At 40.7% G+C, this 12,630-nt stretch carries 12 protein-coding genes; 1 reads left to right on the plus strand and 11 read right to left on the minus strand.

Annotated elements, in window-relative coordinates:
- Window positions 1-8: 8 nt before the first annotated feature.
- The 11 genes from hscA to WNY79_RS08460 form a co-directional block, all read right to left on the minus strand.
- Window positions 9-1,871, minus strand: a complete 1,863-nt coding sequence (hscA, locus tag WNY79_RS08410; RefSeq protein ID WP_342875644.1) for a Fe-S protein assembly chaperone HscA — start codon at window positions 1,869-1,871, stop codon at window positions 9-11.
- 41 nt (window positions 1,872-1,912) lie between these two features.
- Entirely contained in the window at window positions 1,913-2,440 is a 528-nt protein-coding gene (gene hscB / locus WNY79_RS08415; RefSeq protein ID WP_024598032.1) for a co-chaperone HscB, read from the minus strand.
- Window positions 2,441-2,535: 95 nt separating this feature from the next.
- Complete coding sequence (iscA, locus tag WNY79_RS08420) at window positions 2,536-2,859, minus strand: iron-sulfur cluster assembly protein IscA (RefSeq protein WP_342875645.1); 324 nt, start codon at window positions 2,857-2,859, stop codon at window positions 2,536-2,538.
- Window positions 2,860-2,871: 12 nt separating this feature from the next.
- A complete protein-coding gene (gene iscU / locus WNY79_RS08425; protein WP_002958426.1) occupies window positions 2,872-3,255 on the minus strand; it encodes a Fe-S cluster assembly scaffold IscU in 384 nt (127 codons plus the stop codon).
- Window positions 3,256-3,296: 41 nt separating this feature from the next.
- Window positions 3,297-4,514 (minus strand): IscS subfamily cysteine desulfurase, encoded by a 1,218-nt coding sequence (locus tag WNY79_RS08430; protein WP_002958425.1) that lies wholly within the window; start codon window positions 4,512-4,514, stop codon window positions 3,297-3,299.
- Window positions 4,515-4,538: 24 nt separating this feature from the next.
- Window positions 4,539-5,030 carry a Fe-S cluster assembly transcriptional regulator IscR gene (iscR, locus tag WNY79_RS08435; RefSeq protein WP_007586371.1) on the minus strand — a complete coding sequence of 164 codons (492 nt, stop codon included), beginning with the start codon at window positions 5,028-5,030 and terminating at the stop codon, window positions 4,539-4,541.
- Window positions 5,031-5,266: 236 nt separating this feature from the next.
- The gene (trmJ, locus tag WNY79_RS08440) at window positions 5,267-5,992 is read right to left on the minus strand and encodes a tRNA (cytosine(32)/uridine(32)-2'-O)-methyltransferase TrmJ (protein WP_024589846.1); all 726 of its coding nucleotides are present in this window, start codon (window positions 5,990-5,992) and stop codon (window positions 5,267-5,269) included.
- A gap of 157 nt (window positions 5,993-6,149) precedes the next feature.
- Window positions 6,150-6,905 (minus strand): class I SAM-dependent methyltransferase, encoded by a 756-nt coding sequence (locus WNY79_RS08445; protein WP_024598033.1) that lies wholly within the window; start codon window positions 6,903-6,905, stop codon window positions 6,150-6,152.
- 57 nt (window positions 6,906-6,962) lie between these two features.
- Window positions 6,963-8,141, minus strand: coding sequence for a response regulator (locus WNY79_RS08450; RefSeq protein WP_170072604.1), 1,179 nt, complete (start codon window positions 8,139-8,141; stop codon window positions 6,963-6,965).
- A gap of 139 nt (window positions 8,142-8,280) precedes the next feature.
- Entirely contained in the window at window positions 8,281-10,320 is a 2,040-nt protein-coding gene (gene prlC / locus WNY79_RS08455; protein ID WP_165742886.1) for an oligopeptidase A, read from the minus strand.
- A gap of 86 nt (window positions 10,321-10,406) precedes the next feature.
- Window positions 10,407-11,081, minus strand: a complete 675-nt coding sequence (locus WNY79_RS08460) for a DUF2461 domain-containing protein (protein ID WP_076925402.1) — start codon at window positions 11,079-11,081, stop codon at window positions 10,407-10,409.
- Between the two features lie 78 nt (window positions 11,082-11,159).
- On the opposite strand from WNY79_RS08460, the gene gorA reads away from it, so the two are divergent.
- Window positions 11,160-12,521 carry a glutathione-disulfide reductase gene (gene gorA / locus WNY79_RS08465; protein ID WP_342875646.1) on the plus strand — a complete coding sequence of 454 codons (1,362 nt, stop codon included), beginning with the start codon at window positions 11,160-11,162 and terminating at the stop codon, window positions 12,519-12,521.
- Window positions 12,522-12,630: the final 109 nt, after the last annotated feature.

Below are 12,630 nucleotides of genomic sequence, written 5' to 3' on the forward strand. Positions count from 1 at the left end.
AATCTCTCTTAAATGTTGTCTACTGACTGCCCTGTAAGGGCCTTTTTAATTGATGCATCCATTCTGCGCGATGCAAAGTCGCTACTCGCATTATCGACTTTTTCGATAGCTGCTTTAATTTCGCCAGGCTCTTGTGCATTTTCGCGCACTTTTACCAGTTCTGCAATTTCAGTGCGTAAGTTAGCTAGTTGCATATCATCAAGCAATGCACCATCAGCTGCAAGTGATGCATTAAGCGCTTCTATTACACGCAGTGCTTCTACTTGTTGCTCTTTAAGCATACGTGCTTGCATGTCGCCTTTCGCGTTACTCATTGACTCTTTTAGCATGTTAGCTACTTGGTCGTCAGATAAACCAAACGAAGGCTTAACTTGAATTTCAGCTTGTACGCCTGTTGATTTTTCCATTGCAGATACACTTAATAAACCATCTGCATCTACCTTAAAGGTTACACGAATATGCGCAGCGCCTGCCGCCATTGGTGGAATGCCTTTTAAGCTAAACTTAGCAAGCGATCGACAATCATCAACAAGCTCACGCTCACCTTGCAGCACATGTAATGACATGGCTGTTTGGCCATCTTTGAACGTTGTAAACTCTTGCGCGCGTGCTACCGGAATCGTCGTATTGCGTGGAATGATTTTTTCAACCAAACCGCCCATAGTTTCAAGGCCTAGCGACAACGGCAATACATCAAGTAACAACATATCAGAATCAGGCTTATTGCCAATTAACACATCAGCCTGAAGCGCAGCACCTAGTGCAACAACACGATCGGGGTCGATTGAAGTCAGTGGCTCTTTATCAAAAAAGCTTTGTACTTGGCTACGTACCAGTGGCATACGGGTTGAACCGCCTACCATAATAACTTGCAGTACTTCGTCGTTTTCTATGCCAGCATCTTTTACAGCACGACGACACGAACGCAGCGTTTTTTTAACGAGTGGCATAGCCATTTCGTCAAGCGTTTCGCGCGTTACTTCTACTGTGTATTTTTGATCGTCAAACTCAAGACCTACGTTTACTTTAGCGTATTGGCTTAATGCTTCTTTACAGGCCTTTGCTTTATTGATGAATAAACGTAAAACTGAAGGTGACAACGCTGACACACCCGTTTGCTGCTTAAAGTAATCAACAAGTAGTGAGTCAAAGTCATCACCACCGAGGCTTGAGTCGCCGCCAGTTGCCATTACTTCAAACACACCCTGGTGTAATCTAAGTACTGATATATCAAATGTACCACCGCCTAAGTCGTAAACAGCAATAATACCTTCTTGGCCAGAATCTAAACCATAAGCAACCGCTGCTGCTGTTGGCTCATTTAATAAACGTAGTACGTTAATACCAGCAAGTTCTGCGGCATCTTTAGTACTTTGGCGCTGCGCGTCATCAAAGTACGCAGGCACTGTAATTACAGCCCCTAAAATTTCTTGATTACCAAAGCTTTGCTCAGCACGTGATCTTAATGCAGCTAAAATATGGCTTGATGCTTTAATTGGGCTGATTTTGCCAGCCGCAGTTTCTATTGCTAGCGCACCATTGTCTTCACAAAACTCATACGGTAATTGGCCATAACTTTGCTCTATTTCAGCCTGAGTTTTGCCTAAAAAACGCTTAACCGAAATAAGTGTATTAGCAGGATCTTGCGTTGCTGCTTGTGCAGCCTCTGCGCCAACAGTAATACCGCCTGCTTGATAACGAACAACCGACGGTAACATAGCCGCGCCAAGATCATCAGTTAACGTGCGGGCTTCGCCACTTTGTACTGTTGCAACTAATGAATTGGTTGTACCAAGGTCAATACCAATAGCTAGTTTATGTTCGTGTGGTGCCGCGCTCTGCCCCGGCTCAGCAATTTGCAATAATGCCATAATGCTCTTTAAACTCGTGTTGCTCGCTTTGCAGCAAGTAATTAATCGTCAAATAAACTGTCTTCAATGCGCTCTAGTTCGTCACGCAACTTATAAACAAACTTCAGTTTACGAATATTATCTGCGGCAAGTTGATATTGCTGCTCATCGTTACTCGCTAGTTGCTCGGCAAGTTGTGCACTGTACTGCGCGTTTAGTTGCTTAATTTGTTTTTCAAAATTTGCAATCGCAGTATCAGGATCGCTTGATGATGTTAGCTCTTCAAGCTCTTCGCGAAGTTCCATTTGCTGCATTAAAAACATTGGATCTTGCAAGGTTTGCTGCTCTGCACGAATATCAACACCTAGCTCACTCAACATATATTCAGCACGCTTTACTGGGTGCTTTAATATTTGTAGCGCATCGTTAATTTCGGCGGCGCTTTGCACAGCCATTAACTTATCGCGGCTGCTCGCATTCGCGTGGCGATCTGGATGTACAGTACGTTGTAATTCCAAGTAGTGCTTGTTAACTGTTACTAAATCAATATTGTAGTCAACTGGTATTGCAAATAACTCAAAATAGCGCATAACTTCAACCAATAAAATTCAGAAATTAATTTCAAAAATAACAAAGCCCTACATTAACTGGCAGGGCTTATTTATACTACAAAGATATTTAAATCTTAAACGGTAAAGCTTTCGCCACAACCACACTCGTCTGCTTGGTTAGGGTTTCTAAATTTAAACCCTTCATTTAAGCCTTCTTTAGTGTAGTCGAGCTCTGTGCCGTCGATGTAAACTAAGCTTTTAGCGTCAACAATTAAGGTAACACCTTTAGCCGCAAAAGTTTCATCGTCTTCGTTTAAATCGTCAACAAACTCAAGTACATAAGCAAGACCTGAACAGCCCGTCGTTTTAATGCCAACGCGCAGGCCTAAACCTTTACCGCGGTTTGCTAAAAATGATTTTACGCGGTTTGCTGCCGCATCTGTCAATGTCACTGCCATGAGTTTCTCTTCTTACTTCGCTTGTTTGCTTTTGTAGTCTGCAATTGCTGCTTGAATTGCATCTTCGGCTAAAATTGAACAGTGAATTTTCACTGGTGGTAATTCTAGCTCTGCACTGATATCAGTGTTTTTGATTGTCGCTGCTTCGTCTAGCGTTTTGCCTTTAACCCACTCTGTTACAAGTGAAGATGAAGCAATTGCGCTACCACAACCGTAGGTTTTGAATTTTGCATCTTCAATAACGCCAGTGGCAGATACTTTAATTTGCAATTTCATTACGTCACCACATGCTGGTGCGCCTACCATACCCGTTGCCACTGACGGATCGTTCTTATCTAGAGTACCTACGTTACGTGGGTTTTCTACGTGGTCGATTACTTTATCACTATAAGCCATTATTCTATCCTCATTACCTGCTAGGGTATGTGCTCACACTATTAGTGGTGAGCCCATTCAACTGAATCTAAATCAATACCTTCTTGATGCATCTCCCAAAGTGGAGACATCTCACGTAGGCGACCGATAGAGTTTTTCATTAATTCGACGGTGTAATCAATCTCTTCTTCGGTAGTAAAGCGACCAATACTAAAACGAATTGAGCTATGTGCTAATTCGTCGTTACGGCCAAGTGCACGTAATACATAAGAAGGCTCTAAGCTTGCAGATGTACAGGCTGAACCTGACGATACTGCAATGTCTTTTACTGCCATAAGTAACGACTCACCTTCAACAAAGTTAAAGCTGATGTTTACAATGCCAGGTACTGATTGGTCTTGTGTGCCGTTAAAGTATACTTCATCCATATCAGCCATAATGCCGTCGATTAAACGATTGCGTAAGGCGCTGATGTGTGCGTGATCTTTTTCGAAATCTTGCTTAGCGATTTTAAACGCAGTACCCATACCCACTAATTGGTGAGTTGCTAGTGTACCTGAACGCATACCGCGTTCATGTCCGCCACCGTGCATTTGCGCTTCAAGGCGAGCACGTGGTTTACGACGAACGTAAAGTGCGCCAACACCTTTAGGGCCATACACTTTATGTGCAGAGAACGACATAAAATCAACTTTAAGCTGTTGCACGTCAATTAATACTTTACCCGCGCTTTGCGCTGCATCTACGTGGAACATAATTTTACGTTCGCGACACATTTCGCCAATAGTCGCGATATCTTGAATTACACCTAGCTCGTTATTAACGTGCATGATGCTTACAAGTACTGTGTCGTCACGCATTGTGTCGGCAAGTTTTTGTAAATCAAGTAGGCCGTTTTCTTCAACGTCCATGTAAGTTACTTCAAAACCTTGGCGCTCAAGCTCACGACATGTGTCGATTACAGCTTTATGCTCAGTTTTAGCGGTAATAACGTGCTTACCTTTTTTCTTGTAAAACTGTGCTGCACCTTTAATAGCAAGGTTATTTGATTCTGTTGCACCCGATGTGAAAACAATTTCACGTGGGTCTGCATTAATTAAATCAGCAATATCTGTACGCGCTTGGTCAACAGCTTCTTCTGCTTGCCAACCAAAACGGTGTGAGCGTGACGCAGGATTACCAAACTTACCGTCCATTGTCAGGCATTGCATCATTTCTTTAGCAACACGTTCGTCAACAGGCGTGGTCGCTGCGTAATCTAAATAAATCGGTAACTTCATTTCTCTCTCCGCTGCAGGTCAACCTTAAAGTTGACAGCTTACTTGAATGTTTTCCAACTGCTTAATTGCATTATTGATACTGTTATCTTGGCGCGATGCTATTTCTTTCACATCTGATTTTTCCACCAATTCAGCAAGGGTAATATTATTCAAAAATTCTTCTATGCGTGCGCTTAAGTCTGACCACAAATTATGTGTTAAACAGCGCATACCACTCTGACAGCCGGTATCGGCACCTTGGCAACGTGTTGCATCGACCGATTCATCTACGGCGCTAATAATATCGCCAACAGAGATAACGCTCGCTTCACGTCCTAGTAAATAACCACCACCAGGTCCACGAACAGAACTTACTAGGCCATTTTTACGTAAACGAGCAAATAATTGTTCAAGGTAAGACAAAGAAATTTCTTGTCTTTGTGAAATATCAGCAAGGGCTACAGGACCTACACCTGTGTGTAGTGCAACATCCAGCATAGCTGTAACGGCATATCTGCCTTTTGATGTTAACTTCATAACGCCCCCTGCACAAAAGAGTGCAAATTTTAATTACCAGAGTAAATTAGTCAAGTATTATCACTTGATAAAAATTTGATTTAGAAACTCATACTTTTAAATTGTAGAGTAAACAAATTTTCAATACTTGACCTCTTTGGTCAAGTATTACAGCTATTGTAATTACCTGAGTATTTTAGTCAAGTATTAGCTAGTTATTTACCTATTGGTTTTTATAACTAATAGCTATACCTAAGTTACTTAGGGATAGCCTTATTAATTGAGGTGAGAATACCGCGTAAAATATTCATTTCGGCATCTTCAGGGTGAGCTCGGTTAAACAAACGGCGTAATTTAGTCATAACTAAACCAGGGTGTTGTTTGATGATAAAACCTGTTTTGAAAAGTGTATCTTCAAGGTGATCATAAAACAGCTCTGTTTGCTTTGAGCTTGGGTAAACAGCATCGTCCTCTTCAACCTTTTTAGGTTGTTGATTTAAAAATGCCATACGCGTTTCGTAGCTAAGTGTTTGTACGGCCATTGCTAAATTAAGCGAGCTGTATTCTGGATTAGCAGGAATACATACATGGTAATTACAAAGCTGTAATTCTTCGTTAGTTAACCCACTGTTTTCACGACCAAATACTAGCGCTACAGGGCCATTTACCGCTTCAGCAACGAGTTTTTCACCACATTCACGTGGTTCAACCATTGGCCACGAAAGCGTACGAGAACGCGCACTTGTGCCAATCGTTAATGTACAGTCAGCGATAGCTTCTTCAACGGTACCTACAATAACTGCATTGCCTAAAACATCAGTTGCGCCTGCAGCTAATGCACTTGCTTGGCTGTCTATTTCGCAAGCAGGATCAACTAAATAAAGTTTTGATAAACCCATGGTTTTCATGGCGCGAGCCGCCGAACCAATATTGCCGGAATGTGACGTGTTAACTAAAACAATGCGAATATCATCTAAGATCATTACTGTGCTACTTTGCTATGCCAAAAAATTGCGCAAATTCTAACATGAAAGTGCAATAAGATCCTAGATTCAAAAGGCTAGATCCTAAGATCTAGCCCAATATAACAATTCTTACATGGATCAGTTCTCGGGATATAACGCCGATTTGTTTTGATGCTTAAACCATTGCTGCCTTTACATAGACATCAAAACGGTTCTTTTTGGTTTTGATCTGCATGCTTGGGGTTTTGTCATTTAAAAATGGGGCGTAATCGGGGCGTTTTACTACTACGCGCTTACTGGCGAGTGGGTAGGCGAATTCGAGTAAATCGTCAGCGTCGGTATCTGCACCAACAAGTTCTTGGAATACGCGCATTTCTTTTTTAACTAATGCTGATTTTTCGCGGTGCGGGAACATGGGATCTAAATAAACCACATCGGGCATGCTTTCACATTGCGATAGTAGGGTATGGCTTGAACCAAATATTAGGCTCATATTTTCTTTCATCCACAAACCAATTTCAATATCGCTATAGGCTCGCTTTAAGCCATCGTATAAAAGTGCAGCTACAACCGGGTGACGTTCATGTAATATAACTTTGCACCCTAGCGAGGCAAGTACAAAACCATCTCGCCCAAGGCCTGCGGTAGCATCGAGTACAACAGGCGTTGCACCTTTATTTAAGCCAACCGCTTTGGCAATTGCTTGCCCTTTACCACCGCCAAACTTACGCCTATGGGCGGCAGCACCGGTTACAAAATCAACGTTAATTGCACCTAGTTTAGGCTCGTCGGTTTTAAATAGGCTTAACCCTTTATCGTCGTAATGTAAGCTAAAGCCACTGCAATTTTGCGCCCATTGGGCTAAACCAAAGCGTGTTTCTAATTCATTTAAATAAGGGCGTAACTCTTTAAAAGCACACTGAATAACCACAATAAACTCCGACGATAAAATACGCCTGTAGTATATCAACCGCTTTACTTTAAAGCACTAAAATAGCTCTATATCACTATGATGATTAGTATTAACCTTTACTGCTTCCGCTTTAGTACGTAAATTAGATATAAGTTCATTGCGGCTTTCGGCAACCTGTTTAAGCTGATATTTGATAAAGGCTAAATCACTATTAGCCGATACAAATAACTGCATCGTTTGATCCAGTTGGGATATATATAAAGTGAGATCCGCGGGATTTGCTTGTGTTTGTTGTAGCTTAATGGCGCAGTCAAGTTCATGTAGCTGTTCTATAAATATTTTAGTACTTTTGTTTTGCTCTACATTTTGAGTAGTTAACTGCTTAACAATGTCTTGAAGGGCTGTACTTATTTGAGCTGCCTGCTCATAACTGCTTTCGCTTCTTTCCATGGTAACAACCTTCTCGTTGGTCACTTCTAATATATGCGGGAAAAGATCTTTGTAGCGCCCGTACAAAGCATCGTTATCAACAGGCATATTTTTTATCAAAAGGGATACTTTGGGATAATTAATAATAGTACTGCTACCAATATCAACAAATCGTTGAGCATGTCGATGCTGCTCTAGCAGCTCTTGCTCTAGCGGGCAAACACCACTTTGCTGGCTGTAAAAAATACCTTTGCTTTGATACCAAAACACAACCACAACATCTAAATTTAAAGGTGCAAAAAAAGTAAAAAAGTATTCACTCAACGATTGAAAGTTATTAGCGTGATAACTTTGTCCAACGTAGCGCATTATACGCCCCATATCGCCCGACTCTGTCATTGCTATTTCAGCTGTTTTATTCGCTTTTGCTATATCCAATTTAAGTTTTGCGCATTTTTGCCTATATTCGTAAAGTACCTTTATTCGCGCTATTAACTCTTCTGCGTTAAAAGGTTTTGTAATGTAATCGGATGCGCCGACGCTGTAACCTTTTACCCGATCGCTTAGCTCTATTTTAGATGAGAGAAACATAACGGGAATATCTTGAGTATTTTGACTTTGCTTTATTGTTTTACATACGTCATAACCTGACATACCTGGCATTTCAATATCGAGTAAAATAATATCTGGGTTGTATTTATTGGTTAGCCTTAATCCTTCATCGCCATCTTTTGCATGAATTATTTTACAAAACCCTGCTAAAGACTCTTCAATTATATGATGAACATACTTGTCGTCATCAATTGCCAATACCAACTTTGCCATGCCTTAGTCCATTTTATTAGGTGTGCTAAAAGCATAGTACGGTAGGATGAAATTACTAAAAATTATTAGATAATAATTTTAAAATAATAAAAAAGCGCCATTAAGGCGCTTTAATTTGGTTTGTGCTAAATATTAATTTTTAAACAGCAATACCGCTATGACGTAGTAACGCGTCGACATTTGGCTCACGACCACGAAACTTTTTAAATAATTCCATTGGCTCTTCGCTACCGCCTTTTTCTAAAATGTTTTGCATAAAGGCTTGCCCTGTTTCGGCGTTAAAAATACCTTCTTCTTCAAATTTAGAAAACGCATCTGCAGAAAGTACTTCAGCCCATTTATACGAGTAATAACCTGCACTATAACCGCCGGCGAAAATATGACTAAAACCATTTTGAAAACGGTTAAACTCAGGCGGTTTAACGATTGATGTGCGGCTACGTACATCGTTTAGTACTGCTTGAATTTGGCATTGCTCACCCACTTTGTAATCGTTATGGATTTTAAAGTCGAATAACGAAAACTCAATTTGACGTAGCATTTGTACGCCTGAGTTATAGTTTTTAGCAGCAAGTAACTTATCAAGTAACTCTTTAGGTAACGGCTCACCCGTTTCATAATGACCTGAAATAAAGCTCAGGGCTTCTTCGTCATAACACCAATTTTCTAAAAACTGACTAGGAAGCTCTACCGCATCCCATGCAACACCATTAATACCCGCAACAGGAGCAGCATCAACTTGTGTCAGCATGTGGTGAATACCATGACCAAACTCATGAAATAAAGTAGTTACTTCGTCATGAGTAAACAGCGCCGGTTTATCGCCAACCGCCTTATTAAAGTTACACACTAAATAAGCCACTGGAGTTTGTAGTTCGCCGTTAGCACGTACTTTACGACCCATACAGTCATCCATCCACGCACCACCACGTTTGTGGTCGCGTGCATATAAATCTAGATAAAAGCGTCCACGAAGCGTATTGCTACTATCTACAATTTCAAAAAAGCGTACATCTTTATGATAAGTATCAAAATCAGTAACTTCTTTTACGCTAATACCAAATAAGCGATTAACGGTTTCGAATAATCCACTTAATACTTTATTTGCAGGGAAGTAAGGACGTAGTACTTCGTCTGAAATTGCATACTTTTCTTGCTTAAGCTTTTCGCTGTAGTAACCAAAATCCCATGCTTCTAATTCAGAAATACCGTGTTTTTGCTCAGCATACGCCTTTAGCTCGGCCACTTCTTGCTCTGCTTGTGGTTTTGATTTAGCTGCTAGGTCTTCTAAAAATGAGAATACTTGTTCTGGTGACTCTGCCATTTTAGTCGCGAGTGACTTTTCAGCGTAGCTGTTGAATCCTAGTAACTGTGCAAGTTCATGACGAAGCGCAAGCTCCTCTCTCATAATATCTGAGTTATCAAACTCACCGGCGTTAGGGCCTTGATCTGATGCGCGCGTAGAAAACGCAGTGTAGGTTTCCCTGCGTAGTTCGCGGTTATCTGCATAAGCCATTATTGGTAAATATGATGGAAAATCGAGTGTAAATAACCAGCCATCTAATTCTTTACTTTTTGCGGTATCGGCTGCAAGTGCAAGAGCTGATTCTGGCAAGCCAGCTAAGTCGCTCTCATCAGTAATATGCTTGTGCCACGCTAAAGTCGCATCCATTACATTGTTGCCAAATTTTGAGGCAAGCTCAGATAAACGTGCGCTTATTTCACCATAGCGTTTTTGTTGTTCTGGCGCTAAAGCAATACCCGATAATTTAAAATCACGCAGCGCATTAGTAATTGTTTTTTGCTGTGCTGTAGTCAGCGTTTTAAATTCGTCGCTGTTATAAAGCGTATTATACGCGTTGTATAAACCTTGATGCTGACCTACAAATGTTGAATATTCAGATATTAACGGTAAGCATTGCTCGTAAGCTTCGCGTAATTCGTCGTTATTCATTACTGAATTTAAATGCGATACAGGGGAAAACATGCGCGATAATTTATCGTCAGCTTCTTCAAGGGGTAATACTAAGTCATCCCACGTGTACGAACCTTTAGCTAACACGTCATCAATGGCTTTACGACAAAGCTCAATACCGTCTTTTAGTGCGGGCACTACATACTCAGGCTTTATTTTTGAAAATGGTGGTAAGCCTTCAAGGCCAATTAGTGGGTTGCTCATAAATACTCTCTTTGCGTTAATGCATTACGTTTTAAATTGGGTCTAAAAGTAAAAAAACAACTCAACTGCTTTTAAGTTGTGTAATTTTAATAGGGTTGCTCCAGAGCAAAACACAAATAACCCATTAATGAGTCAGCCACTTTATAGCGCTCTAGTACCGTATCAACTAAATTATTGCTACATACTTGCTTTTGAGTCAGAGGGCTAATAGCTATAAAGTCTTTTCGCTTGAGCTCATTTATTAATGGGTGCTCTTTTTCAAAACCCCTTGGTGGGCGTTTTAGCGACTCTCCTGACATTTCAAAAATAGATTTAAATTGCTCATCATAAATTGCTTTTTTATAGCTATTTGGGTTTTCATCTATGCAGGTTCTAATTGCGTTAAGCGCCTTTGATTCTGGTCGCCAAATACCAGCACCTATAAAACATTCGTCATTTGCTAAGTGAAAATAAAAACCCGGGGCGTGTACGTTTTTTCCCATAAAATGGCGAAACTGAATCCCTACATTAATTTTATATGGGGTTTTATCTTTACTAAAACGCGCATCCTTATGGATTCTCATTAAACTACCGCCCACTTTTTTATCTGATGCGACAAAATGGCTAGAAACCTCAGTAAGTGGCGCTTGCATTTGCCTAATGAAATCTAAAGCAGGCTCTCTTACGTATTCCTCATACTGTGATTTATGGTCGTTAAACCAGTCTCTATTATTGTTTTGATCAAGCTGAGCAAGAAATTCGAATGTTTTTTTACTAAACATAGGTCACCTAAACACTCTTTATTTTTAAAACTTAATGTTATGCTAATGCGCATAAAACTCAACGCCTAAGGACATAAAATGACACAACACTTTGATTATATTGCAATCGGTGGTGGCAGTGGTGGTATTGCCTCTGCAAATAGAGCGGCAATGCGTGGCGCTAAAGTAGCACTTATAGAAGCAAAACACATGGGCGGCACGTGTGTAAACGTAGGCTGCGTACCTAAAAAAGTAATGTGGCACGGTGCTCAGGTTGCCGAAGCTATTAATTTATACGCCCCAGATTACGGCTTTAATGTTGAAGTTAAAGGCTTTGATTGGAGCAAGTTAGTAGAAAGCCGCGAAGCCTACATAGGCCGAATTCATCAAGGTTATGACAGTGGTCTTGCTAGCAATGGCGTTACTGTAATTAAAGGCTTTGCTAAATTTGTAGATAATAAAACAGTTGAAGTAAACGGCGAGCATTACACAGCCGATCACATATTAATTGCAGTAGGCGGGCGCCCAAGCATTCCGCATATTGAAGGTGCTGAGCACGGTATCGATTCTAATGGCTTTTTTGAATTAAAAGAGCAACCTAAACGCGTTGCAGTAATAGGCGCAGGTTATATAGCTGTAGAACTTGCTGGTGTATTACATGGTTTAGGTACTGAGACGCATTTATTTGTTCGTAAGCATTCTCCGCTTCGTAACTTTGACCCGTACATTGTAGATACGCTTGTTGATGTTATGGCTGCTGAAGGCCCTACTCTTCATACAGAGTCTGTACCCCATAAATTAGTTAAAGAAGACGATGGCTCAGTAACGCTTCATTTAGATAACGGCAAAACTCACAACGTTGATCAAGTTATTTGGGCTATTGGCCGCGAGCCAACAACCAATGCTATTAACGTTGCTGCAGCTGGCGTAGAAGTAAACAGCAGTGGTTTTGTAAAAGTTGATGAGTATCAAAATACCACAGCTAAAAATGTATACGCGGTAGGCGATATAATCGAAAACGGTATTGAACTTACACCGGTAGCAGTTAAAGCAGGGCGTACTTTATCTGAGCGTTTATTTAATAAAGAACTCCCAGATGATTTAAAAATGGATTACAGCTTAGTTCCTACGGTTGTATTTAGTCATCCACCGATTGGTACTATTGGTTTAACTGAGCAAGAAGCTATTTCTCAGTATGGCGAAGAAAACGTTAAAATTTATCAATCTGGTTTTACGGCTATGTACACAGCGGTAACTAAACATCGCCAGCCTTGTAAAATGAAACTTGTATGTGCCGGCCCAGACGAAAAAGTAGTTGGCCTACATGGGATTGGTTTTGCGGTTGATGAAATGATTCAAGGTTTTGCAGTCGCCATGAAAATGGGCGCAACTAAAGCTGATTTTGATGCCGTTGTTGCGATTCACCCAACAGGTTCTGAAGAATTTGTAACGATGCGCTAGGCGCTAAACTCTAAGTTCTTAATTATAAAAAGCCTTTGCTAAGTAATTAGTAAGGGCTTTTTAATGCTTGTTATATTTTGCACAACAAACCACTTAAAACGTCACATTA

The organism is Pseudoalteromonas sp. AS84, assembly GCF_038900255.1.
In the GTDB taxonomy this organism is placed as follows: domain Bacteria; phylum Pseudomonadota; class Gammaproteobacteria; order Enterobacterales; family Alteromonadaceae; genus Pseudoalteromonas.